At 72.1% G+C, this 24,717-nt stretch carries 21 protein-coding genes and 2 pseudogenes; 2 read left to right on the top strand and 21 right to left on the bottom strand.

Features of this window, described 5'->3' with window-relative positions; all coding sequences use genetic code 11:
- Positions 1-2: 2 nt before the first annotated feature.
- From QQK35_RS12415 to groES, 11 genes are all read right to left on the bottom strand, one after another.
- Positions 3-2,876 carry a glycoside hydrolase family 2 TIM barrel-domain containing protein gene (locus tag QQK35_RS12415; protein WP_284254438.1) on the bottom strand — a complete coding sequence of 958 codons (2,874 nt, stop codon included), beginning with the start codon at positions 2,874-2,876 and terminating at the stop codon, positions 3-5.
- Positions 2,873-4,984, bottom strand: coding sequence for an alpha-galactosidase (locus QQK35_RS12410; RefSeq protein ID WP_284254437.1), 2,112 nt, complete (start codon positions 4,982-4,984; stop codon positions 2,873-2,875). Before QQK35_RS12410 ends, QQK35_RS12415 begins: the two co-directional genes overlap by 4 nt.
- Positions 4,985-4,998: 14 nt before the next feature.
- The gene (locus QQK35_RS12405) at positions 4,999-5,901 is read right to left on the bottom strand and encodes a carbohydrate ABC transporter permease (RefSeq protein ID WP_284254436.1); all 903 of its coding nucleotides are present in this window, start codon (positions 5,899-5,901) and stop codon (positions 4,999-5,001) included.
- Positions 5,902-6,843, bottom strand: a complete 942-nt coding sequence (locus tag QQK35_RS12400; protein ID WP_284254435.1) for a carbohydrate ABC transporter permease — start codon at positions 6,841-6,843, stop codon at positions 5,902-5,904.
- A 1-nt stretch (position 6,844) separates the two neighbouring features.
- On the bottom strand, positions 6,845-8,140 hold the full coding sequence (locus tag QQK35_RS12395; RefSeq protein ID WP_284254434.1) for an ABC transporter substrate-binding protein: 1,296 nt from the start codon (positions 8,138-8,140) through the stop codon (positions 6,845-6,847).
- A gap of 107 nt (positions 8,141-8,247) precedes the next feature.
- Positions 8,248-8,802 carry a substrate-binding domain-containing protein gene (locus tag QQK35_RS12390; protein WP_284254433.1) on the bottom strand — a complete coding sequence of 185 codons (555 nt, stop codon included), beginning with the start codon at positions 8,800-8,802 and terminating at the stop codon, positions 8,248-8,250.
- Positions 8,803-9,293: 491 nt separating this feature from the next.
- Positions 9,294-10,796: an IMP dehydrogenase gene (gene guaB / locus QQK35_RS12385; RefSeq protein ID WP_284254431.1), complete on the bottom strand. Its 1,503-nt coding sequence runs from the start codon at positions 10,794-10,796 to the stop codon at positions 9,294-9,296.
- A 125-nt stretch (positions 10,797-10,921) separates the two neighbouring features.
- Positions 10,922-11,974: an ABC transporter substrate-binding protein gene (locus tag QQK35_RS12380; RefSeq protein ID WP_284254430.1), complete on the bottom strand. Its 1,053-nt coding sequence runs from the start codon at positions 11,972-11,974 to the stop codon at positions 10,922-10,924.
- Complete coding sequence (locus QQK35_RS12375) at positions 11,959-12,174, bottom strand: hypothetical protein (RefSeq protein ID WP_284254429.1); 216 nt, start codon at positions 12,172-12,174, stop codon at positions 11,959-11,961. The genes QQK35_RS12380 and QQK35_RS12375 overlap by 16 nt, the downstream gene beginning before the upstream one ends.
- 51 nt (positions 12,175-12,225) lie before the next feature.
- Positions 12,226-13,125 (bottom strand): EamA family transporter RarD, encoded by a 900-nt coding sequence (gene rarD / locus QQK35_RS12370; protein ID WP_284255697.1) that lies wholly within the window; start codon positions 13,123-13,125, stop codon positions 12,226-12,228.
- A 62-nt stretch (positions 13,126-13,187) separates the two neighbouring features.
- Positions 13,188-13,481: a co-chaperone GroES gene (gene groES, locus QQK35_RS12365; RefSeq protein WP_284254428.1), complete on the bottom strand. Its 294-nt coding sequence runs from the start codon at positions 13,479-13,481 to the stop codon at positions 13,188-13,190.
- Positions 13,482-13,765: 284 nt separating this feature from the next.
- Between groES and QQK35_RS12360 the strand changes: the two genes are divergently transcribed.
- Positions 13,766-14,941, top strand: coding sequence for a THUMP-like domain-containing protein (locus tag QQK35_RS12360; RefSeq protein WP_284254427.1), 1,176 nt, complete (start codon positions 13,766-13,768; stop codon positions 14,939-14,941).
- 88 nt (positions 14,942-15,029) lie between these two features.
- Here the strand turns inward: QQK35_RS12360 and QQK35_RS12355 are convergent, their stop codons facing one another.
- From QQK35_RS12355 to glmS, 8 genes and pseudogenes are all read right to left on the bottom strand, one after another.
- Positions 15,030-15,389: a hypothetical protein gene (locus QQK35_RS12355; protein ID WP_284254426.1), complete on the bottom strand. Its 360-nt coding sequence runs from the start codon at positions 15,387-15,389 to the stop codon at positions 15,030-15,032.
- Positions 15,390-15,497: 108 nt separating this feature from the next.
- Positions 15,498-16,007, bottom strand: a complete 510-nt coding sequence (locus QQK35_RS12350; protein WP_284254425.1) for a DUF4190 domain-containing protein — start codon at positions 16,005-16,007, stop codon at positions 15,498-15,500.
- A gap of 4 nt (positions 16,008-16,011) precedes the next feature.
- Positions 16,012-17,073 (bottom strand): tRNA (adenosine(37)-N6)-threonylcarbamoyltransferase complex transferase subunit TsaD, encoded by a 1,062-nt coding sequence (tsaD, locus tag QQK35_RS12345; RefSeq protein ID WP_284254424.1) that lies wholly within the window; start codon positions 17,071-17,073, stop codon positions 16,012-16,014.
- The gene (gene tsaB, locus QQK35_RS19810) at positions 17,070-18,140 is read right to left on the bottom strand and encodes a tRNA (adenosine(37)-N6)-threonylcarbamoyltransferase complex dimerization subunit type 1 TsaB (protein WP_348534937.1); all 1,071 of its coding nucleotides are present in this window, start codon (positions 18,138-18,140) and stop codon (positions 17,070-17,072) included. The genes tsaD and tsaB overlap by 4 nt, the downstream gene beginning before the upstream one ends.
- Positions 18,141-18,149: 9 nt before the next feature.
- Positions 18,150-18,584: a tRNA (adenosine(37)-N6)-threonylcarbamoyltransferase complex ATPase subunit type 1 TsaE gene (gene tsaE / locus QQK35_RS12330; protein ID WP_284255696.1), complete on the bottom strand. Its 435-nt coding sequence runs from the start codon at positions 18,582-18,584 to the stop codon at positions 18,150-18,152.
- Between the two features lie 35 nt (positions 18,585-18,619).
- A pseudogene (alr, locus tag QQK35_RS12325) lies at positions 18,620-19,698 on the bottom strand (alanine racemase).
- Positions 19,695-20,048: a holo-ACP synthase gene (locus QQK35_RS12320; protein WP_284254422.1), complete on the bottom strand. Its 354-nt coding sequence runs from the start codon at positions 20,046-20,048 to the stop codon at positions 19,695-19,697. Before QQK35_RS12320 ends, alr begins: the two are co-directional and overlap by 4 nt.
- A gap of 4 nt (positions 20,049-20,052) precedes the next feature.
- Positions 20,053-21,792: a glutamine--fructose-6-phosphate transaminase (isomerizing) gene (gene glmS / locus QQK35_RS12315; protein WP_431311808.1), complete on the bottom strand. Its 1,740-nt coding sequence runs from the start codon at positions 21,790-21,792 to the stop codon at positions 20,053-20,055.
- 147 nt (positions 21,793-21,939) lie between these two features.
- Here glmS and coaA point away from each other — a divergent pair, with 147 nt between their 5' ends.
- Positions 21,940-22,878, top strand: coding sequence for a type I pantothenate kinase (gene coaA / locus QQK35_RS12310; protein ID WP_284254421.1), 939 nt, complete (start codon positions 21,940-21,942; stop codon positions 22,876-22,878).
- On the opposite strand, the gene QQK35_RS12305 is transcribed toward coaA, so the two are convergent.
- A complete protein-coding gene (locus tag QQK35_RS12305) occupies positions 22,875-23,318 on the bottom strand; it encodes a nitroreductase family deazaflavin-dependent oxidoreductase (protein WP_284254420.1) in 444 nt (147 codons plus the stop codon). The genes coaA and QQK35_RS12305 overlap by 4 nt on opposite strands.
- A gap of 27 nt (positions 23,319-23,345) precedes the next feature.
- Positions 23,346-24,714 (bottom strand): annotated as a pseudogene (gene glmM, locus QQK35_RS12300) (phosphoglucosamine mutase).
- Positions 24,715-24,717: the final 3 nt, after the last annotated feature.

The following is a 24,717-nucleotide window of genomic DNA, read 5'->3' as shown; positions in this document are numbered from 1 at the left end:
CATCAGATTCTAGTGAGCGCGATGCGGCCTTCCACGGTGCGGGGAGTCAGGCGGTACGGCTCCAGCACGCCCGGGCCGCAGGATGCCGTGCCGATGCCGTGCTGCGCGAGATCGATGGTGAGCCAGCTGCCCTCGCCGGGGTCCGGGAGATCGGTGGGGTGTGCCGCCGCGGCGAGCTGGGCGGCGGTCCACGGGCTCACCGTGAACGCGAACGGCTCGCCCGTGATGCCGAGGCCGCTGCCGCGCGCGTCGGTCAGATCGACCGATACGACGCCGCGGCGCGAGCCGTTCTCCTGGGGGCGCACGTAGTCGGTCCGCAGCTCGTCGGGGCTCGCCGACCACTCGCCGAGGCGCGCCGCGAGGCCCGTGTCGGGGTACGCCTGCCCGGGCCCGAGCCCGAGCCAGTGAGCGCTCGGTGCGAACGGGAGCCGGAACCGCAGCCCCGCTCGCGCCCAGGTGCACGGCCACGCGCCCACGGGCTCCACCCGCACGCCCATGCCGAGCACGTCGCCGTCGCTCGTGTACCGGATGCGCACCCGCGCGCCCCAGTCGAAGATCGCGGGCGCGACCCGGGTCACGATCTCGACGAACGTGCCGCCGGCCTCCACCGACTCCACGCGGGTGGTCAGCCGCGGCAGCTCCGCGGCCTCCCACGCCTGCTCCTCCGAGAGCTCCTCGCGGTCGTGCCCGCGCAGCGGCAGCAGCCCGTGGCCGCGGTCGTTGTCGGTGGGCGCGCGCCAGAGCACGAGCTCCGGGCCGCCGAGATCGAGGTCACCCCGGTCCGGGTCGTCGAGGCGCAGCAGTCCCGTGACGGCGTCGATGCGGGCGGAGCCGAGCGCGATCGTGCGGCCCTCGCGCCGCGGCGCCCCCGTCGCGGCGGGAGCCGCCGGCACCGCGAGCGCGCCGCGCTGCGCCCACGCCACCTCGTGCCCGGCGGGTGCCCAGGTGCTCTCGCCGGCAGTCACCACGCGGATCGTGAGCACCCCGTCGCCGCGCGCCCGGTCGGGCAACGGCACGACGGCGCTCTCCCGCGGCGCGACCTCGGGCAGCGCGAGTTCGCCGCTCACGACCGCCCCCGCGGCGGTCGACAGCTCCCACTCTGCGCGCAGCCACGACACCCCGATGTGGTCCTGCCGGTTCGCGATCTCGACCTCGTCGGCGCCGATCCGCATCCGCACCGGTGCGAACACGGTCGCGAGATCCGCGAGCTGCGGGCGGGGGTTCCGGTCCGCATCGACGAGGCCGTCGGCCACGAAGTTGCCGTCGTGCACGGGCTCGCCGAAGTCGCCGCCGTATGCCCAGTACTCCCGCCCGTCGGGCGTGCGGCGCCGGATGCCGTGCTCCAGCCACTCCCACACGAATGCGCCCGCCATCCGGTCGCTCGAGTCCAGCAGCTCCTGGTACTCGGCCAGCCCGCCCGGCCCGTTGCCCATCGCGTGCGCGTACTCGCAGAGCAGGAACGGCATCCCGCGTCGGCGCGCATCGAGAACGGGGTCGTCGAGCGGCGGCTCCTCGCCGCGCGCGATGAGGGCGACCTCCTCGGGATGCGCGTACATGCGCGAGTAGACGTCGGTGTCGGCGGCCGTCCAGTCGCCCTCGTAGTGCAACGGCCGCGACGGGTCGCGCCGCCGCGCCTCCTCGGCCATCGCCGCGAGGTTGCGACCGACGCCCGACTCGTTGCCGAGCGACCACATGATCACGCTCGGGTGGTTGCGGTCGCGCTCGACGGTGCGCGCCATCCGGTCGCGGTAGGCGGCCTCGTAGGCCGGGTCGTCGCTCGGGTTGCCGCGCCAGTCGACGTGGATGAAGCCGTGCGTCTCGAGGTCGCACTCCACGATGAGCCAGAACCCGAGCTCGTCGGCGAGGTCGGCGAGGTCGGGATGCGGCGGGTAGTGCGAGGTGCGGATCGCGTTGATGTTGTGGCGCTTCATGAGCCGCAGCTCGTGCTCCACGGTCGCCCGCGGCACGACTCGGCCGAGGTCGGGGTGGTGCTCGTGCCGGTTGACCCCGCGCAGCAGCACCGGCCGGTCGTTGACGAGGAAGCGGTGCCCGTCGATGCGCACCGTGCGGAACCCGATGCGCAGCCGCGCGGTCTCGCCCGGAGCCGCCACCACGAGGTCGTACAGCCGCGGCGCCTCCGCCAACCACGGCTCGGCTCCCGGCACCTCCACCCGCTGCCCCGCGGCGAGCTCGATGCCCAGCTCGGGCACGCTCACCCGGGCGGGCGCGTCGGCATCCACCTCGACCCGCAGCGTCGCGACGCCGTCCCGCCAGTCGGCCTCGACCCGCAGGTCCCGGATGCCGTCCGCCGGCCGGTCGAGCACGGTGACCGGCCGGAACAGCCCCGGCAGCCACCACATGTCCTGGTCTTCGAGGTAGCTCGTCTCGGCCCACCGCGCGATCCGCACGACGAGCAGGTTCGAGCCGGACCGCACCTCGCGCGACACGTCGAACTCGTGCACGAGCCGGCTGCCGCGGGTCGTGCCGACCTCGACGCCGTTGACCACGACCGTGCCGGCGGCGTCGACGCCCTCGAGTCGCAGCACCGTCGCATCCCCCGGCTCCCAGTCGAAGCGCACCGCGTGGTCGGCGACCGGGTTCTCGTCGGGCACGAAGGGCGGCTCGACCGGGAACGGGAACTTCGTGTTCGTGTACCAGGGGCGTCCGTGGCCCTCGGCCTGCATCGGCCAGCTCGACGGCACCGGGATCCGGCCCCAGCCGTCGATCGCGAGCTCCGGATCGCCGAGGTCGTCCGGCGCCTCGGCCCACGACGGCGAGAACCGCACGGCCCACTCGCCATCGAGCGACAAGGTGCGCGCATCGGTCGCGAACCGCGCGCGCGCGGCGAGCGCGTCGGATCCCGTGAAGTCGGTCACCGCACCTCCCGTACGTCGAGCAACAACGCGTGCTCGGGCAGCAGTGCGGGCACCGGCACGCCGATGACCGCCAGCGCCGCGCCGGTCAGCTCGAGCTCGCCACCGGCCGCGATCCACGCGGGAGCACCGCGCTCGCCGACGCCGCGCTCGTCGAGCGGCAGGCCGAACCGCACCCGATAGCGCCGTGCCGGGTCGAGCCCGGGCAGTGTCGCGGGCGGGGTCTGCTCGTCCGGGGCGAGCGTCAGCTGCGCCACGACGAACACCGCCTCGGAGCGGTCGTCGGCGACGACGCCGTAGACCGTCGACGACGGGCCGCGGTCGTCGGCGTGCACGAGACGACCGGAGTGCAGCAGCTCCCGCCGGTCGCGGTAGTAGGCGATGGCCTGCGCCAGTTCGGCGCGCTCCGCGTCGGACGCGCGCAGGATGTCCCACTCGATGCCGAAGTGCCCCACGAGCGCGGTGATCGCCCGGAACGACAGGTCCTGCGTGCGGCCGGTCGTGTGCGAGTGGGCCGGGCCGATGTGCGCGCCGACCAGCTCGGGCGGGATCAGCGCCTGCGTGCCGCGCTGGATCAGTTGCCGTTCGAGCGCATCGTTCGTGTCGGAGGCCCAGACCCGATCGGTGCGGGCGAGCACGCCGAGGTCGACGCGCGCGCCGCCCGACGAGCAGCTCTCGATCTCGACGTCCGGATGCCGCCGCCGCAGCTCGTCGAGCATCCGGTACGCGGCGAGGGTCTGCGCGTGCGTCGAGGCGCGGCCACCGGAGCCGAGCTCGGTCTGGTCGCGGTTCTGGTCCCACTTGAGGAACGCGATGCCCTGGTTCTCGCTGAGCAGGGCGTCGAGCTGCCCGAGCACGTGCGCGAACGCGTCGGGGTTGACGAGGTCGAGCACCTGCTGATGCCGCCACTCCAGCGAACGCCGGCCCGCGGGTCCGGCGATCCAGTCGGGGTGCGCCCGCACCAGGTCGGAGTCCTCATTGACCATCTCGGGCTCGACCCAGAGGCCGAACCGCATGCCGAGCGCCTCGACGCGCTCGATGAGGGGGCCGAGCCCCTGCGGCCACACGTCGGCATCGACGACCCAGTCGCCGAGCCCCGCGTGGTCGTCGCGGCGGCCGCGGAACCAGCCGTCGTCGAGCACGAACCGCTCGACGCCGACCGCGGCCGCGGTCTCGGCCAGGCGGCTGAGCTCGTCCAGGTCGTGGCGGAAGTAGACCGCCTCCCAGGTGTTGAGCACCACCGGACGCGGGGTGCGAGGATGCGTCGGTCGCGCCCGCAGCATCCGGTGGAACCGTGCGCTCACGCCATCGAGCCCCTCGGTCGAATGCGCGGCCAGCAGCTCCGGAGCCGTGTACCTCTCGCCGGCGCCGAGCACGACCTCGCCCGGATGCAGCAGCTCGCCCGCGGCGATCACCGTCTGACCGTCGCCGAGTCGCTCGACGCGGTGGCGGTGGTCGCCGCTCCAGGCGAGGTGGATGCCCCACACCTCGCCGCGGCCGAAGCCGAACCCGGCGGTGCCGGCCGCGAACAGCCCGGTCGCATCGTGACCGGTGCGGCCGTGCCGCCCCGCACGCACCCACTCGCCGTGCGCGATCCCGTGGCGCTGCTGCTGCTTCTCGCGACCCCAGCGTCCGGCGTGGTCGAGCACCTCGGCCGCCCGCGCCGGCAGTGGCAGCGCCAGCTCGAGGCCCACGAGGCGATAGGCGGCGTCGCTCGCGTTCTCGAGCTCCGCCGACGCGTGCAGGATGCCGTGCGCGTCGAGCTCGAGCCCGATGCGCACGCGCAGCCGCGCCACGGCATCCTCGAGCTCGAGGTCCAGGCGGGTCGCGGTCGCGTCGGCCGACCGCACGGTCAGCAGCGGCGAGTAGCCCGAGCCGTCGTCGCGCGCACCGCTCAGCCCGGGAGCGCCGCGCCATCCGCGGGACGCCTGCGGCACGAGCGAGGGGCGAATCGGCACGTCGAAGTTCGACCGCGGCACCGCGGGGAGCAGCAGTGCGGCATCCGGCAGCGGCGCGGGCAGTGCGTCTCCCCAGTGCACGATGACGGCGTCCCCGTCGCGCAGGTCGACGAGCAGCGCGGTGCCGCCGTTCTCGAGGTAGGCCTGCTCCATTCCCGCGGGCACCGTCAGCCCTTGCTCGCGCCGAGGGTCAAGCCGGCCACGAACTGGCGTTGCAGCGCGAGATAGACGATGAGGGTGGGGATCACGATGATGACCGCCCCGGCCGCCAGCAGGTTGTAGTTGGACAGGAACTGCCCCTGCAGGTTGTTGATCGCGGTCGTCACCGGCAGCCGGTTGCCCGACTGGATGAGGATCAGCGGCCAGAAGTAGTCGTTGTAGATGAAGATCACCTCGAGTGTCGCGAGCGCGGCGAGCGCCGGGCGGGTGAGCGGCATGATGATCCGCACGTACTGCGTCCACACGCCCGCGCCGTCGACCCGCGCGGCCTCGGTCAGCTCGGTCGGGATCGCCTTCATGTAGTTCGACAGCACGAACGTGCAGAAGCCGATCTGGAATCCGGTGTTCGCGGCGATCACACCGACCAGCTGGTTCAGCAGCGTGCCGGAGTCGGAGATCGAGTACGGCAGCTGGATCAGCTTGAACAGCTCGAAGATCGGCGTCGCGAGCACCTGCGGTGGCAGCAGGTTGCCGGCGGTGAACATGATGAGCAGCGTCACGTTGAACTTCCACGAGAAGCGGCTCACCGCGAACGCCATCATCGACGCGAACAGCAGGGTGAGGATCACGGTCGGCACCGTGATGATCACGGAGTTGAGGAAGTAGGTCGGGAATCCGCCCTGGTTCCACGCGTCGATGAAGTTCTGCAGGTTGTAGGTGCCGGCGATCGAAAAGTACCCGTACTTGTCGGTGTCGGCCTTCGGGCGCAGCGCCGTGTACAGCGACCACAGCAGCGGGATCAGCCACATCACCGCCATGACGATGAGGAACAGGTGCGTGCCGACGTGCGGGCGCCTGCGTACCGGCCCCGTCCTCGACGGGGTGCGGGCGCTGACGGTGACGGCGCTCATTCAGATCTCCCGGTTGCGGAACGTGCGGACGAGATAGAAGACGATCGGCACGAGCGAGATCACGAGCAGCACGACCGCGAAGGCGCTGCCGATGCCGATCACCTGCGTCTCGCCGACCAGGTACTTGACGACCAGCACGCTCAGCAGCTCGAGGCCGTTGTTGCCGCCGTTGATGACCCACACGATGTCGAAGGCGCGCAGCGACTCGATGATCGTGATGACCACGATGATCACGTTCGTCGGCGCCATGGCGGGGAAGACGACGCGGAAGAAGGTCTGCGCCCCGTTCGCCCCGTCGAGGGATGCCGCCTCCCGCAGGCTCGGGTCCACGCCCTTCAAACCCGCCAGGTACAGGATCATGATGTAGCCCGCGTGGCGCCAGGTGGCCGCGACGAGCGCCGCCCACAGGTTGACGTTGGCGTTGCCGAACCAGTCGATCGCGCCGCTCGTGCCGGCGGTGCCGAGCAGGTTGTTGATGAAGCCGTTGTCCTGCGAGTACATGAGCTCCCAGATGATCCCGATGAGGGCGACCGAGAGCATGACGGGCAGGAAGAAGATCGACTGGTAGATGCGCGATCCACGGATCTTCTGATCCAGCAGCACGGCCAGCAGCAGACCGAGCGGCGTGCCGATGACGGCGAGGAACAGCAGCCAGACCACGTTGTGCAGCAGCGCTGGGAGGAACTGCGGCGACTGAGTGAGGGCGAACGTGTAGTTGGTGAGCCCGTTCCAGTGGAAGCTCGTGAACGACAGGCCGTCCCACTTCATGAACGAGAGGACGACGGAGGCGACGAGCGGCAGCCAGACGAGGATCACCTGGATGATCGTCGGCAGGCCGATCATGACGCCCAGGACCCCGCGGTCCCGGCCGGTGAGCTGACGCAGATGCCTCCGCGGCGCCGGGGTGACCGACGCCGCGGAGATCGGGTTCAGATCCGTCACGCTACTGCTGGGCGTAGAGCGTCTTCGCCTGCGACTCGATGTTCTTCAGGTCGACGGAGCCGCTCTTGAGGAAGTCGAGCATCGCGGGCTCGAGCACGTTGCTCGCCATGGCGGGCAGCGCGTCGCGGTCGAAGAACTGGCTGATCGACTTCGCGTCGGCGATGACGCCGCCGAGCTTCTTCGTGAACGCCGAGTAGCCCGACGTGTCGGCGTCCTTGGCCGTCATGATGTTCGACTTGTCGATCGAGTAGTACGCCTCCTGGCCGGCGCCGGAGCCCATGAACTGCAGCATCGCCTTGGCGGGAGCGCTCTGCCCGCCCTTCTTCGACAGCATCAGCCCGTCGATCGGAGCCTCGACCGCGTCGGTGCCCTCGACCTTGACGGCCGGGAACGGGAAGAAGTCGATGTCGGCGAGCACGGTCGCATCCGTGAACTGCTGGGTGATGAACGAGCCGAGAAGCATCATGCCCGCCTGCTTGTTGCCGAGCTTCTGGGCGCCCTCCTGCCACGTGAGGCCCGCGGCGCTCGGGTCCATGTAGGGCAGGAGCTCCTTCCAGGTGTCGAAGACCTCCTGCACCTTCGGCGTGTCCCAGCCCTCCTTGTGCGCGCACAGGTCGACGTGGAACTGGTAGCCGTTGATGCGCATGTTCAGGTAGTCGAACGTGCCGCACGCGGGCCACTGGTCCTTGTCGGTGAAGGCGACGGGGATGATCCCGTCGGCCTGCATCTTCTTGGCGAGGGTGATCAGGTCGTCCCAGGTGCCCGGGATCGTGTAGCCCTTCTCGGCCCAGAACGACTTGCGGTAGAAGAAGCCCCACGGGTAGTTGTAGTTCGGCACGAAGTACTGCTTGCCGTCGTCCGCCGTGGACGCCTTCTTGAGCGCCGGCGAGAAGTTGTCGCCGATCTTGTCCCAGACGTCGCTCACATCGCCGACGAGGCCCTTGCTCGCGTAATAGCGCATCCGGTAGCCGGCGAACCAGGTGAACGCGTCATCCGGGCTGCCCTGCAGGTAGTTGGTGATCTTGTTCTGGAAGCTGTTGTGGTCGCTCGTGTTGACGGTGACCGTGTCCTTGGACTTCTTCTCGAAGGCGGATACGAAGGCCGCGTAGGCCTTCTTCGGCACGGGGTCGGACGCGTTCGAGCCGAAGGTCAGCGACCCGGTGGAGGATCCACCGCCGCCGCCGTTGCTCGGGGCGCAGCCCGCGAGCGTGGGGATGGCGATGAGTCCGAGCGCTCCGACGCCGAAACCGGTCAGGAGACCGCGGCGGCTGAGCTGCGCTGTGGTGGGGTGCGGCATGGATCGACTTCCTTGTCTCTCGGTGGTCGCGACGCGATCAAGTTGACCGGTCACGTAGGAGCGTAGGCCCACCCGTCCGGGGAGTCAATCGACTTCCGGAGGCGGGATCAGACGCGCGGCGGCGCCGTGCTCTCGCGCACGTGCAGAGTCGTCTGATCCGTGATCTCACCGGCCGGCGCCGGCCGACCCTCGATGAGGGCGACGATGCGGGTGATGGCGGCATCGCCGAGCGCGGCGAACTCCTGGCGCACCGAGGTCAGCGGCGGGGTCGCGTGCCGCGCCTCGGGGATGTCGTCGAATCCGACGACGCTGAGCTCGCGCGGCACGTCCATGCCGAGCTCGTGCGCGGCGTGGAGCAGGCCGATCGCCATCTGATCGTTCGACACGAAGACCGCCGTGGCATCCCGCGCCGGCAGCACCCGCAGCCCGATCGCGTACCCCGAGTCGGCCGACCAGTCGCCGTGCTCCACCGGCAGCTGCTCGAGTCCCGCCTCATCGAGCGCCTGCCGATAGCCCTCGACGCGCTGCTCGACCTCGGCCCAGTGCAGCGGTCCGGCCAGATGCAGGATGCGACGGTGGCCGAGTCCGATGAGGTGCCGCACGGCGAGCAGGGCGCCCTCGCGCTGCTCGAGGGCGACCGTGTTGGCCGGTCCCCCTGCCACTGCAGCGTGAGGGACGGCTTGCCGCCCAGCCGCCGCTGGATGAGCGGCCACGTGCGCTCCTGGGGGCGATGACGATCATGCCGTCGACGCCGTGCACCATGAGCTCGTCGAGCGCCTCGGCGATCTCGTCCTCCGCCTCGGAGAGCACGGTGACCGCGGTGATCGCGTAGCCCTGCGCGCGCGCCGCGCGTTCGATCGCCTCCTTGATGCTCGCGGGGCCGAACATCGTCGCCGCCGTCGTGATGAGTCCGATCGTGCGGTGCCGCGAGGAGGCGAGGATCCGGGCGGCGCGGTTCGGCCGGTAGTCGAGCTCGTCGATCACCTTTCGCACCCGCTCGGCGGTGGCGTCGGTCATGCCGGGCAGGCCGTTGAGCACGCGCGACACGGTCTGGCGCGAGACCCCGCGCGCGCGGCCACGTCGCGGATCGACGCCGGCCGCGTGCTCTCCGCCTCCACGCCGCGATCGTAGACCCGCGCCGGGTGCGGGGCGTTCAGCGCGTGTAGTTGGGCGCCTCGACGGTCATCTGGATGTCGTGCGGGTGCGACTCCTTGAGCCCCGCCGGGGTGATGCGCACGAACCGACCGCGCTCCTTGAGCTCCGGGATCGTGCGCGCCCCGACGTAGAACATCGACTGCCGCAGCCCGCCGACGAGCTGGTACACGGTCGCGCCGAGCGCGCCGCGGTAGGGCACCCGGCCCTCGATGCCCTCGGGGATCAGCTGCGCATCGGACGGCACGTCCGCCTGGAAGTAGCGGTCGCGCGAGTACGAGGTCTTCTTGCCGCGATCGCTGAGGGCCCCGAGCGAACCCATGCCGCGATAGTTCTTGAACTGCTTGCCGTTGACGTAGACGAGGTCGCCGGGCGCCTCGTCGGTGCCCGCGAGCAGCGAGCCGAGCATCACGGTGTCGGCGCCCGCGACGAGCGCCTTCGCGATGTCGCCCGAGTACTGCAGACCGCCGTCGGCGATGACCGGGATGCCGTCCTCGCGCGCCGCGAGCGACGCCTCGTACACGGCGGTCACCTGGGGCACTCCGACCCCCGCCACGACCCGCGTCGTGCAGATCGAGCCCGGGCCGACGCCGACCTTGATCGCGTCGGCGCCCGCGTCGACGAGCGCCTGCGCGCCCGACCGGGTCGCCACGTTGCCGCCGATGATGTCGACGCCCGCGAACGCGGGGTCGGACTTGAGCCGCGCGATGATCTCGAGCACGCCCCTCGAGTCGCCGTTGGCGGTGTCGACGACGATGACGTCGACCCCCGCATCGAGCAGGGCTCCCGCGCGGTCCCACGCGTCGCCGAAGAAGCCGATGGCCGCGCCGACGCGGAGGCGTCCGGCGTCATCCTTCGTCGCGTTGGGGTACTTCTCGCTCTTGTCGAAGTCCTTGACCGTGATGAGCCCGCGCAACCGGCCCTCGGCGTCGACGAGCGGCAGCTTCTCGATCTTGTGCTGCGCGAAGATCGCGACCGCGTCATCCGGGTCGATGCCCTCGGGAGCGGTGATGAGCGGCATCGTCGTCATCACGTCGCGCACGAGCGTGCTCGCCTTCTCGAACGGCGAGACGAAGCGCATGTCGCGATTGGTGATGATGCCCACCAGCCGGCCGTCGTCCTGCACGACGGGCAGGCCGGAGACCCGGAAGCGACCGCACAGCTCGTCGACCTCCGCGACCGTCGCGTCGGGGGTCGTCGTCACCGGATTGGTGATCATGCCCGACTCGGAGCGCTTGACCTTGTCGACGTGGGCCGCCTGGTCCTCGATCGACAGGTTGCGATGCAGCACGCCGAGACCGCCCTGCCGCGCCATGGCGACCGCCATGCGCGACTCGGTCACGGTGTCCATCGCGCTCGACACGAGCGGCGAGGCGAGGCTGATGCGGCGGGTGAGCCGGGATGCCGTGTCCGCCTCGCTCGGGATCACGTCGGTGTGACCCGGCAGCAGCATCACGTCGTCATAGGTGAGGCCGACGAAGGCGAACGGGTCGTGCTGTTCCATGGCTGTCCTCTGGGCCGAGTTCGGGAGTGCAGAAGCGCCCGGCTGCGACGGTGGAGACCGGTGTTCCATGCTAACGGGACAGCGGCTCCCGGCATTCCGCGGCACGGGCCCGGAACGCGGCGCGTTCAGAAGCGGACGGTGCCGCTCCGCGCGTACTTGTTGCTGCCGTCGTAGGCGTACACGCCGTAGCTCGCGACCGCCGGCGCATCCGACCGGTCGAGGTCGAGGGTGCCGCTCAGGCCGTCGTAGTCGATGTCGGGCTCCGTGCGCAGCACGTCGACGCACTCGGCGTAGCTGCCGCACTTGATGCCGCCGGTCGATGCCGCCACGAGGTGCGAGGCGACCGCCGGTCCGGCGTCGTCGTGGGCGAGGTCGGCGGCGAGCGCGGCGAGCACGACCGCGTCGTAGGTCTCGGGAGCGTACGCGAACGAGCCGAGCCCCGAGGTCGCGCCCTTCAGCTTGGCCTGGAACGCGGCGTCCGCTGCGGCGCCCTCCAAGATGCCCCGCACGCCGGCGAGCATGCCGCCCTGCAGCGCCTGCGAGTAGTCGGCCATGTTCTGGCCCGTGAGCCACAGCTTCGTGCCGCCGAGCCCCGCCGAGGAGAGCGCCGTGATGAGCGAGCGGCTCAGGTTGCCGTTGTCGGGCGTGGCCAGCACCACCGCATCCGGGGCCGCCGCCTTCGCCTGGCCGGCGATCGCCGCCGCATTCGCGCCCGAGAGCGGCACCGTGATGGATGCCGCGAGCGTGCCGCCGTGCGCCGCGAGCGCCGCCTTCAGGGGCGCGGCGATCGAGGCGCCGAGCGCCTCCTGGGTCGCGACGAGCACGACCTCCTTGGCGCCCTTGCCCGGGAGCAGCGACCCGAGCACGGTGCCCTCGTGCCCGAATGCCGGCACCGTGCGGAAGAAGTCGGGCTGATCCGCGAGCTGCGGGTATCCGGCCGCCGGCGAGATGAGCGGCACGCCGGCCTTCTGCGCCGGGTCGAGCAGTCGCTGCGCCAGCGCCGACGAGACGGGACCGACGACCACGTCGGCGTGGTTCTTCACGAGGTCGGCGAACGAGGCCTCGGCCGTGCGTGTGGATGCATCCCCGGAGTCTCGCGACACCAGCACGACGGGCTTGCCGTTGACGCCGCCCGCGGCGTTGATGTCGGTGACCGCCACCTTCACGGCGGCCGCCATGGGCGGAGTGATGTAGGTGCCGCCCCCGTCGTCGGGAGGAGCGTCCCGATCGTGAGCGTGCCGTCGCCGGCCGGGCGCACGGTGGGCGTCGGCGTGGTCGTGGGGGTGGGCGTCGGCGCACTGGTGCACCCGGCGAGCAGGCCGGCGAGGGCGAGCAGGCCGAGTGCGGCAGCGCCGCGTACGCGGGGGACGCGCGGCATCGCCATCCTCTCGGGAAGGGTCTTACGGGCTGCGGCGACCCTATCGCGACGTCAGCGGATCTCCGGGGACGCCGGCAGCGGCACCGTGCCGCGTCGCCGGGATGCCGCGACGAGATCGACGGTCAGCAGCACGAGGGCCAGCCACACCATCCCGAATCCGATCCACCGCCCCGCCGGCATCGTCTCGTGCAGCAGCGCCACCCCGATGACGAACTGCAGCGTGGGGATGATGTACTGCGCGAGCCCGATGATCACGAGCGGCAGGCGGCGCGCCGAGCCGGCGAACATGAGCAGCGGGATGGCGGTGACCACCCCGGCGAGGAGCAGCGCCACCGTCTGCCCCGCCCCGTGCCGTCCGATCGCCAGACCCGTCCCTCCCGCGACGATCGCCAGCTGCACGAGCGCGAGCGGGGTCACCCACGCCGTCTCGAGCGTGAGGCCGCTCAGCGCATCGACCCCCGGTCCCACGCGCTTCTTCACGAGCCCGTACAACCCGAACGATGCGGCGAGACCGAGGGCGACCCACGGGACGGTGGCGCCGCCCACCGCGACGACCACGATCGCCACGACCGAGACGCCCACGGCGGTCCACTGCAGCGGACGCAGGCGTTCGCGCAGCACGAACACCCCGAGCAGCACCGTCACGATCGGGGTGATGAAGTATCCGAGCGCGGCGTCGACGACCTGTTGGGCGTCGATCGCGATGACGTAGATCTCCCAGTTCGCGAGGATCAGCACGCCGCTGAGGGCGAGGGCGAGCAGCACGCGCGGCGTGCGCACGATCCCGGCGATGCGCGGCCAGCCGCGCAGCACGGTGATCAGCAGCGCGCAGAACACCAGCGAGAGCAGCACGCGGAACGAGACGACCTCGTAGGCCGTCGCCGGGACGAGCAGGAGGAAGTAGAGCGGGAACAGGCCCCACAGCACGTTCGCCCCGACGGCGAGCGCGATCCCCCGACCAGACGCCGAAGGCCCCGCCGGTGCGGCGGGGCCTTCGGATGAGCTGCGGTTCGTCAGCCGACGATCGCGAGCACGTCGCGAGCCGACAGGACGAGCAGGTCGTCGCCGCCGAACTTGACCTCGGTGCCGCCGTACTTCGAGTACAGGACCTTGTCACCGACCTTGACGTCGAGCGGCACGCGGTTGCCGTTGTCATCGATGCGACCGGGGCCGACCGCCACGACCTCGCCCTCCTGGGGCTTCTCCTTCGCGGTGTCGGGGATCACGAGACCCGACGCGGTGACCTGCTCGGCTTCGACCTGCTTGATGACGATGCGATCCTCGAGCGGCTTGATGGAGACCGACACGTGTGACCTCTTTCTGAAAGTTCTAGGGTTGGCACACTCCGGTCGGGAGTGCCAGATCAACTGTAGCGCCTCGTTAGCACTCGTTCAATGCGACTGCCAGCCACCCCCGGTCGAGGGCGCAGGACCCCGCGTCGCCTCGGCCCAGGTCACGGGTTCAGGACCGGGTCGCGCCTCCCCCTCCCCCTCCCCTCTCCCCCGTCAAAGGTTCAGGACCCCGGCGGCGCGTCTCGGCGATCGCGGCCCGGACGCGCCGCCCGATCCTCGACTTTCGACAGGATGGGGGGATGGACGCCGCCGAACTGCGCGCGCTGCTCACGCCCGAGGGGCTGCGGCTGCTCGACGAGGTGGGGCCGATCGACCGCACCGCCGACGTCGTGCGCCTCGTGTCGCGGCTGCGCGCCGACGGGCATCCGCCGGCTCTCGTCGCGGCCGTGCTGGAGCAGGCCCGGCTGCGCTCACGCGCCCGCGCGAAGTTCGGCGAGTTCGCCGACCGCATGCTGTTCACGCCCGATGGGCTCGAGCAGGCGACGCGGCTGCGGGTGGCCGCCGTGCACGCGGGGCGGTTCCGGGATGCCGGCATCGACGTCGTCGCGGACCTCGGCTGCGGCATCGGCGGCGACGCGATCGCCCTCGCCGGCCTCGACCTCGGCGTCGTCGCGGTCGAGCGCGACGAGGTCACCGCCGCCGTCGCCGCGTACAACCTCGCCCCCTTCCCCTCGGCCCGGGTCGAGGCGGGCGCCGCCGAGGAGGCCGACCTCGCCGCCGTCGGCGCGGTCTGGCTCGACCCCGCCCGCCGGTCCGAGGGCGTGCGGCGGCGCGACCCGGCCGCGTGGTCGCCGCCCCTGGACTGGTCGTTCGGCCTCGCCGATCGGCTGCCCGTCGGCGTCAAGCTCGGCCCCGGCATCGACCGCGACCTGCTGCCGGCCGGCGCGGAGTGGCAGTGGATTTCCGCCGACCGGGATGTCGTGGAGGCCGTCGTATGGGCCGGCGGCCTGCAGCGCGAGGGCATCGGTCGCGCGGCCCTCGTGCTGGGCGCGCACGGTGCGGCCGAGCTCACGGGGCCGCGGGATGCCGACGACGCGGAGGCCGGCGGGCTCGGCGAATACCTGGTGGAGCCCGACGGCGCCGTCATCCGGGCCCGCCTCATCGGCGACCTCGCGCGCGGTGTCGAGGGGCGGATGCTCGACCCGACGATCGCGTGGATCACTACGGACGCAGAGCCGACCACGCCGTTCGGGGCGGTGTTCCGCGTGCGCGAGCGTTTCGCGCTCGATGTGAGGACTCTCAAGAAGGAGCTCGCGGCCCGCGGGATCGGCACGCTCGAGATCAAGAAGCGCGGCGTCGACGTCGACCCGGCGGAGTTCCGCAAGCGGCTCGCGCTGCGGGGAGAGAACAGCGCCGTGCTGGTGCTGACGCGGATCGCCGGGGCGCGGGTGGCGATCCTGGCCGACCGCGTCTGAAGCCGGGTCTGAAGCCGACCCGCGGACTGAAGCCCCCGGGAACGACGAAGGGGCCGGACTCGCGTCCGACCCCTTCGTACTGCTCGACTCAGTACGAGTTGAGGTTGCCCACCGAGGCCAGCGCCACGAGGCCGATGATCGTGAAGATCAGCACGAGGGCGGCGATCACGAGGCCCACGATGCTCAGGATGAGGCCGATGAGCTTCATCCAGTTCGGGGCCTGCGGCTCGCGGCCACGGGCGATCAGCGAGATGATCAGGCCGGCGATGGCGACGAGCAGGCCGAAGATGAAGACCCACGAGAAGACGACCGCGGCGATGCCGAGGATGAATCCCGTGAGGCTCAGGCCCTGCTTCACCGGGGTGCCCGGGGCGTAGGCCGGCGCTGCAGGGGCGGCCGGCGTTGCCGGCTGCTCGGGCGTCGGCGGAGGAGGAGTGGCGTCGCTCATGGGAGCTCCTTGTCTTGAGGCGTGCCTAATACGGGGTAATCCTGGCAGCGCCCTGGGAGGGCGTCAATGCGAACCGCCGTGCGGACCCAATGTGGATTCGATCAGTTCTCAGCTGCCGGAGAAGGATCCTGTCGAGGCGGCGATGCCGAACACGACGGCCAGGATGACGATGTACGCGACGATGAACAGCACCCAGAGGCCGACGACGACGTAGCCCACGATGACGCCGGCGAGCGCCATCCCGCGCCCGGCCTCGGCGGTCCGCTTGATCTGCGAGAGCGCGATGTGCCCGCAGATGATGCCGCCGACGGCGGTGATCCCGCTCACCAGGCCGACGAGCGACAGGATCATCGACACCAGCGCGAGCGTGTTGGTACGGGGACCGGCGACGTAGGCGGGAGGGTACGGCTGGCCGTAGACCGGCTGCCCGTACACCGGCTGGCCGGCCACCGGCTGGCCGTAGACGGGTTGACCCGGCATCGGCTGGCCCGGCACCTGCTGACCCGGCGCCTGCTGACCGTAGGGCGGCTGACCGGGCGCCGGCGGCACGGGCATCGCGGCCGGGTCTCCCGGCGGCACCGGGGGCGTGGGCGGGACGGGCGGCGTCGAATCGCTCATGGGGCTAAGCCTGCACCACGGTCGCGGGCAGGGTCGAGTCGGCGCCCACATCCCATCCGGACGGTGCCCGCCCGGCCATGACCAGCTGCGCGCCGACCGCGGCGATCATCGCGCCGTTGTCGGTGCACAGCGCGAGCGGCGGGATCCGGAGCGCGACACCGGATGCCGCGGCGCGTTCGGTCGCGACCTCCCGCAGCCGCGCGTTCGCGATCACGCCGCCGCCCAGCAGCAGTCGTGGCACCCCGAGCTCGCGGCAGGCGGCGAGCGCCTTCGCGGTGAGCACGTCGACCACGGCCTCCCGGAACGATGCCGCGACATCGGCGACGGGCACCGGCTCACCGCGCGCCTGGCACTGCTCGACGTAGCGCGCGACCGCCGTCTTGAGCCCCGAGAACGAGAAGTCGAACCGGTGGGCGGCCTGATCCTTGGCGGCCGTCAGGCCGCGCGGGAACGCGATCGCCGCCGGATCGCCGCCCGCGGCCGCGCGGTCGATCTGCGGCCCGCCGGGATAGGGCAGCCCGAGCAGCCGGGCGACCTTGTCGAAGGCCTCCCCCGCGGCGTCGTCGACCGTCTCGCCGAGCAGCTCGACGTCGTCGAGCAGGTCGCGCACGAGCAGCAGCGACGTGTGGCCGCCGGAGACCAGGAGCGCGACGGTGGGCAGCTCGAGCAGGCCGCCGCCGGCATCCGCGGGCCGCAGCAGGTCGACCCCGACGTGCCCGACCAGGTGGTTGACCGCGTAGAGCGGCCGGCCGAGCGCGATCGCGAGCGCCTTCGCGGCGCCGACGCCCACCATGAGGGCGCCCGCGAGCCCGGGTCCACTCGTCACCGCGACGGCGTCGACGTCGGAGAGCGCGACACCCGCCTCGGCGAGCGCGGCATCCAGGGTCGGGGTGAGCGCCTCGAGGTGGGCGCGTGCCGCGATCTCGGGCACGATGCCGCCGTAGCGGGCCTGCTCGTCCATCGAGGAGGCGATCGCGTTCGCGAGCAGCGTCGTGCCGCGCACGATGCCGACACCGGTCTCGTCGCAGCTGGTCTCGATCCCGAGGATCAGCGGCTCGCGGGTCACGACGCGGTCCTCCTCATCACCCAGGCGTCCTCGCCGTCGGGCTGGTAGTAATGCGGACGCACCGCGATGCGCTCGAATCCGAGCGAGGCGTAGAGGCCCTGCGCGATCCCGTTGCCGGCGCGCACCTCCAGGAACACCTCGTCGGCGCCGCGGCGGCCGGCCTCCGCGAGCAGCGCGTTCAGGAGCGCGCGGCCGATGCCGCGACCGCGCGCCGGCTCGGCGACCGTGAGGGTCTGGACGTCGCCCTGGTGTGATCCCTCGGGCGCCAGCAGCCCGCCGTATCCTCGATGCCGGCGCCGCTCCCGTCGCCGCTCTCGTCGACCGCGACGAGGTAGTAGCCGTGCGGACCGCTCAACTCGGCGCGCATCGACGAGGTCGACCAGGCGTCGTCGGGGTAGCTGGCGCGCTCGATCGCCATGATCGCGTCGAGGTCGCTCGCCTCGGCGCGCCGCAGCACCGTCACGACCCCACCCGCTTCGGGACGGAGAGCGTGACATCCGGGGCGCGCAGGTACAGCGGCTCGACGGGGCCGAAGCCCCGCCCCGCCGCATACAACCGCTCGCCGAGCATGCCGAGTGCTCCCGCCGGGATCGCCGGGGCGTCGATCCGTCGGTAACCGGCGACGACGGCGTCGATCTCCCCACCGGCGCGAGCGCCGGACCGGCCACGCGCACCGGCAGGCCGAGCTCGTCGGCGGCGGCGTACGTCGACCACGCGAGCTCGCGACGTCGGGCATCGGTCACGACGGCGATCGGCTCCGTGGCATCGAGGGCGAGCGCGTCGTGCGAGGCGAGCGGCACGACCGGCCTGCCGACGCCGGAGGCGAAGGCGCGCGCGGCCGCGATGCCGACCCGAAGTCCCGTGAACGGCCCCGGTCCCATGCCGGCGACGACGCCGCTCAGCTCGAGGGGTGCGACGCCCGCGCGCTCGAGCGCGCGCAGGATGAGCACACCGATCACCTCGGCGTGGCGGCGGGTGTCGGCCTCGTCCTCCTGCGCCAGGATGCCGCGGTCGCGATCGACGACGGCGACGCTCGTGCCCGCCGAGGTGTCGATCGCGAGCAGCACGATCCGAGCCTACGAGCCCAGGGCGTTCAGCACCGGGGCCCACCGCGCTCCGGATGCGTCGATCGTCACGCGCCGCGGCTCGGCCTCGGCGTCGGGGTCGCCCGCCGCGGGGCGCTCGATGCGCAGCCGGAGCCAGGAATCCGCATCCACCCGGTCGTTCGGCCACTCGACCACGACGATCGAGCGCTCGAGGTCGAGGTCGAGGTCGTCGAGCTCCGCGGCGCTGCCGAGCCGGTAGGCGTCGACGTGCACGAGCGGCGGGCCGGATGCCGTGGGGTGCTCCCGCGCGAGCACGAAGGTGGGGCTCGTCACGGCACCGCGCGCGCCGAGCCCGCGCCCGATGCCGCGCGTGAGCGTCGTCTTGCCGGCGCCGAGCTCGCCCTCCAGCAGCACGAGGTCGCCCGCACGGAGCTCGCGCGCGAGCCGCTCGCCGAGCGCCTCCATCGCCTCAGGGTCGGCGATCGTCAGCTCGAGGTCGCTCACGCCGGCACCCGGGGCACACGCGGGCCGACGCGCGTGACGATCTCGTAGCCGATTGTGCCGGCGGCGGCCGCCCAGTCCTCCGCGGAGGGTGCTCCGGTCGCGGGGTCGCCCCACACCACGACGCGATCGCCGACCGCCACGTGCGCGTCGCCCACGTCGACGACGCACTGGTCCATCGCGATCCGGCCGACGACGGGATGCCGGCGGCCGCCGATCGCGACCTCCGCCTCGCCCGTCGCGGCGCGCGGCAGCCCGTCGGCGTAGCCCAGAGGCACGAGCGCGAGCGTCGTCTCGCGCTCGGTGCGATGCACGAAGCCGTACGAGACGCCCTCCCCGCCGGCACCCGGCGCACGGCGGCCACCGACGCGGCGAGCTCCATGGCGGGGCGCAGCCCGAGGGCCGCGACGTCGACGTCCTCGGCCGGCGGCAGCCCGTACATCGCGATCCCGATGCGCACGAGGTCGTACCGCGTCGCCGGAGCGGCGATCGCGGCCTCGCTCGCGGCGAGATGCCGCACCTCGGGGTCGAGGCCGGCCGCGCGGGCCGCGGCCACGGCATCCTCGAAGCGCCGCCGCTGCCGCTCGGTCTCGCGCGCTCCGGCGTTGGCGAGATGGCTCCACACGCCGCGCACGCGGAGCACGCCGGTGCGCTCGAGCTCGGCGGCGCGCGCCACCGCCGCATCCCAGTCGGCCGGCGGGATGCCGTTGCGGCTGAGACCCGTGTCGATCTTGAGGTGCACCACCGCGCCCACCGCGCGCTCGAGCTGCTCCCGCGACGAGACGCCGATCTCGATGCCGGCGTCGACCGCGGCGTCGAAGTCGGCATCCGGAGCATGGAGCCAGGCGAGCACGGGCGCGTCGATCCCGGCGGCGCGGAGCTGGAGGGCCTCGGCCAGGTCCGCGACGCCGAGCTGGTCGGCGCCGCCCTCCAGCGCGGCACGCGCCGCGAGCTCCAGCCCGTGGCCGTACCCGTTCGCCTTGACGACCGCGAGCACGCGCGCCGGGGCCACGAGCCGCCGGATCTTCGCGACGTTGTCCCGGATCGCGGACAGGTCGATCCGCGCCTCGCGCATCATCGCTCGGCCACCACCATCGCGACCGCGACGCCGGCGTCGTGCGACATCGACAGGTGCCACGACGTGATGCCGCGCGCGTCGGCGAGCGCCGCGGCCGCCCCCGAGAGCTCGACCGCGGGGTTGCCGAGGTCGTCGCTCACCACGACCATGTCGTGCCAGCCGACGCCCGTCGACTCGCCGAGCGCCTTGATGACGGCCTCCTTGGCCGCGAACCGTCCCGCCAGCGACCGCAGCGGGCGCTCGCGTTCGCTGGGGGCGAACAGGCGCTCGAGCAGCACGGGCGTGCGGCTCAGGGCGCGCTCGAACCGGGCGAGGTCGACGACGTCGACGCCGATCCCGACGACGGCCATCGGATCACTCGACCGTGACCGACTTGGCCAGGTTGCGCGGCTGGTCGACGTCGAGACCCTTGGCCGAGGCGAGCTCCATGGCGAACACGTGCAGCGGCACGACCGCGAGCAACGGCTCGAACATGGGGGCGGCGAACGGGATCCGGATCACCTCGTCCGCGAACGGCGCGACCGCGACGTCGCCGATCTCCGCGACGGCGATGACCCGCGCCCCGCGCGCGCGGATCTCCTGGATGTTGGAGACCACCTTCTTATGCAGCGAGTGCTCGTTGCGCGGGCTCGGCACGATCACGAACACGATCTGCCCGGGCTCGATGAGCGCGATCGGGCCGTGCTTCAGCTCACCCGCGGCGAAGCCCTCCGCGTGGATGTACGCGAGCTCCTTGAGCTTGAGCGCCCCCTCGAGCGCGATCGGGTAGCCGACGTGCCGACCGAGGAACAGCACGGACTGCGTGTCGGCCATCCAGTGCGCGAACTCCGCGATGCGGGCCGGCGTCGACTCGACCACCTGGTCGAGCTTGTCGGGGATGTCCTGCAGCTCGGCCAGCAGCTTCGCGATCGCCGGCTCGTCGAGCGCACCGCGCAGCCGGGCGAGGTGCAGGCCCAGCAGGTAGAGGGCCGTGATCTGGGCGACGAACGCCTTCGTCGAGGCGACCGCGACCTCCGGCCCGGCGTGCGTGTAGAGCACGGCGTCGGACTCGCGGGGGATCGTCGCGCCCTGCGTGTTGCAGATGGAGACCGTGTGGGCGCCCCGCTCCTTCGCGGCGCGCACCGCGAGCAGGGTGTCCATCGTCTCGCCCGACTGGCTCACCGAGACGACGAGGGTGCGCTCGTTCACGACCGGATCGCGGTACCCGAACTCGTGCGAGAGCTCGACGTCGACGGGCAGCCCGGCCCACGACTCGATCGCGTAGCGGCCGACGAGCCCCGCGTACGCCGCCGTGCCGCAGGCCAGCACGATCACCCGGTCGATGCCGGTGAGCGTGTCTGCGATGTCGTCGAGCTCGGGGAGCGTCACAGCGCCGTCATGGATCCGGCCGAGAAGCGTGTTGGCGACGGCCGCGGGCTCCTCGCTGATCTCCTTGCGCATGAAGCTCGACCAGCCGCCCTTCTCGGCGGCGGACGCGTCCCAGGCGATCTCGAACTCGGTGGCGGCGACGGGGGTGCCCGCGAAGTCGGCGACCTCGACGCCATCCGGCCGGATCGTCACGATCTGGTCCTGCCCGATCTCCATCGCGCGCCGGGTGTGCTCGACGAACGCGGCGACGTCGGAGCCGAGGAAGTTCTCGCCGTCGCCCAGCCCGATCACGAGGGGCGAGTTGCGCCGCGCGCCGACGACGACGCCCGGCGCGTCCTGGTGCATGACGAGGAGCGTGAAGGCGCCCTCCAGCCGGGCGACGGTTCGGCGCAGCGCCTCGGTGAGGTCACCGGTCTCGCGGTAAGCCCGGCCGACGAGCAGCGCCGCGACCTCGGTGTCGGTCTCGCTCGTGAAGTCCTCGTCGCCGAGCTCCGCCTTGAGCTCGGCGAAGTTCTCGATGATGCCGTTGTGGATGAGCGCGAGCCGCCCGTCGTCGCCCAGGTGCGGGTGCGCATTCGCGTCGGTGGGGCCGCCGTGGGTCGCCCACCGCGTGTGCCCGATGCCAGTGCGGCCGTCGGCCATGCCGCTGCGGTCGAGGTCGTCGACGAGCGCCCCGAGCTTGCCGGCCTTCTTGCGCGTGCGCAGCACGCCGTCCACGCCGAGCACGGCGACGCCGGCGGAGTCGTACCCGCGGTACTCGAGGCGCCGGAGGCCCCGAGGAGCACGTCGACGGTGCTGCCCGGACCGACGTAGCCCACGATTCCGCACATGGGCTCGATCCTATGGTCTGGCCCTGTCGGTAATCTGGTGCGGATGTCCGACCTCGGCGCCTCCGGAACGACGCCGTTCGTCGAGATCGAGCGCCGCGACTGGGCCGCCCTCGCGCCGAGCGCGCCGATGCAGCTCACCGAACGCGACATCGAGCGTCTGCGCAGCCTCGGCGACCCCCTCGACCTCGACGAGGTCGCCGAGGTCTACGTGCCCCTCAGCCGTCTGCTCAACCTCTACGTGCAGGGTGCCCGCGGCACCCGCCGGGCCGCGAGCGAGTTCCTGCGGCACGACATCGCGCCGACGCCGTTCGTCATCGGCGTGGCCGGCTCCGTCGCGGTCGGCAAGTCGACGATCGCCCGGCTGCTGCGCGAGATGCTCGCCCGATTCCCCGACACCCCGCAGGTCGAGCTCGTCACGACGGACGGGTTCCTGCTGCCCAACGCCGAGCTCGAGCGGCGCGGACTCATGCAGCGCAAGGGCTTCCCCGAGAGCTACGACCGCCGGGGGCTGGTGCGGTTCGTGAGCGAGGTCAAGAGCGGCGCATCCGAGGTGAGCGCACCCGTCTACTCGCATCTCGTCTACGACATCGTGCCCGGGCAGGCGGTCGTCGTGAAGCGCCCCGACATCCTGATCGTGGAAGGCCTGAACGTGCTGCAGCCGGCGGTCGGCGGTCGGCTCGCGGTGAGCGACCTGTTCGACTTCACGATCTACGTGGATGCCCGCACGGCCGACATCGAGCGCTGGTACGTCGAGCGGTTCCTGCGCCTCCAACGCGGCGCGTTCGCCGACCCGGACAGCTACTTCCACCGCTACGCCGACCTCACGGAGGGCGAGGCGGTCGCCCGCGCCCGCTCGATCTGGGCGGAAATCAACGGCCCCAACCTCGAGCAGAACGTGCTGCCCACCCGGGGCCGCGCGTCGCTCGTGCTGCGCAAGGACGCGGATCACTCCGTGTCGACGGTACTGCTGCGCAAGCTCTAGGACTCCAGCGCGCGCTCCAGCAGGAACACGGGGATCCGGCGCTCGGTCCTGGTCTGATAGACCGCGTAGTCGGGCCACGCCGCAACGGCGCGTTCCCACCACGTGCGGTACTCGTCGCCGTCGAGCTCCCGAGCCGTGTAGTCGTGCTTCTCGGGGCCGTCCTGCAACTCGACGTGCGGGTTCTTGACGAGGTTCCAGTACCAGACCGGATGCTTCGGGGCGCCGCCCATCGACGCGACGACCGCGTACTCGCCGTCGTGCTCGACCCGCATGAGCGCCGTCTTGCGCAGCTTGCCCGTCTTCGCGCCGACGCTCGTCAGCACGATGATCGGCCTGCCGCGCATATCGGGCGACTCGGCGCCGCCGCTCGCCTCATAGACGTCGGCCTGCTTGCGCGCCCACTCGGCGGTGCTCGGTGCGTACTCGCCGCTCAGCGGCATGGTGTCCTCCTCGGCTCGGAGAGGATCTCAGGCGACGACCGCGAGCCGATCCCGGACGACATCCGCGAGTTCGTCGGCGATGGCGACCGCGGCGTCGTGATCCTCCGCCTCCACCATGACACGCACGAGCGGCTCCGTGCCGGACGGGCGCAGCAGCACGCGGCCGGTCGACCCGAGCCGCTCCTGCGCCGCCGCCACCGCCGCGGCCACGGCCTCGTCGGAGTCGAGCCGCTCGCGGTCGACGCCCTTCACGTTCAGCAGCACCTGCGGGTAGACCGTCATGACCTCGGCGAGCTCCGCGAGCGGCTTGCCGCTGCGCACGATCTCGGCGGCGAGCTGCAGTCCGGTCAGGATGCCGTCGCCGGTCGTCGCGTGGTCGCGGAAGATGATGTGCCCCGACTGCTCCCCGCCGAGGCTGAGCTGCTGCGCGTCGAGCTCCTCGAGCACATAGCGGTCGCCGACCTTGGTCTCGACCATCCGGATGCCGTGCTCCTGCATCGCGATGCGCAGGCCGAGGTTGCTCATGACCGTGGCCACGAGGAGTCGCGGGCCAGCAGACCGCGCTCCTTGAGCGACACCGCCAGGATCGCCATCATCCGGTCGCCGTCGACGATCTCGCCGTTCGCGTCGATCGCGAGGCAGCGGTCGGCGTCGCCGTCGTGCGCGATGCCGAGGTCGGCGTGGTGCTCGAGCACCGCCGAACGGAGGTGGTCGAGGTGGGTCGACCCGACGCCGTCGTTGATGTTGAGACCGTCGGGGTCGGCGCCGATCACGGTGACCTTCGCGCCGGCGAGCGCGAACGCCTCCGGCGACGCTCCGGATGCCGCCCCGTGCGCCGCGTCGATCACCACGTGCAGGCCCTCGAGCCGCACGTCGAGCGTGCCGACGAGGTGCACGATGTAGCGGTCCTCGGCGTCGGAGAAGCGCCGGATGCGGCCCACTCCCCGCCGGTCGGCGTCATCTTCGGCTGGCTGAGCGCGAGCTCGATCCGGTCCTCGACCTCGTCGGGCAGCTTGGTGCCGCCGATCGCGAAGAACTTGATGCCGTTGTCGGCCGCCGGGTTGTGCGAGGCGGAGACGACGACGCCGAAGTCGGCGTCGATGTCGCCGATCAGGAACGCCGCGGCCGGGGTCGGGATGACTCCGGCATCCAGCACGTCGACGCCGGAGCTGGCGAGCCCGGCGGCGACAGCCGCGGCGATGAACTCGCCCGAGACTCGCGGGTCGCGCGCCAGAACAGCGGTGGGCCGGCGGCCCTCGGTGCGCAGCTGGTCGGCGTGCCGACCGTGCGTGAGCACCCGCGCCGCCGCCTGGGCGAGCCCGAGGGCCAGGTCCGCGGTGACGACGTCGCCGTTGGCCAGGCCCCGGACTCCGTCGGTCCCGAACAGGCGGGGCATGGC

This window comes from Pseudolysinimonas kribbensis (assembly GCF_030161895.1).
Classification (GTDB): Bacteria; Actinomycetota; Actinomycetes; order Actinomycetales; family Microbacteriaceae; genus Pseudolysinimonas; species Pseudolysinimonas kribbensis.
This window is presented reverse-complemented; position numbering and strand designations above follow the sequence as displayed.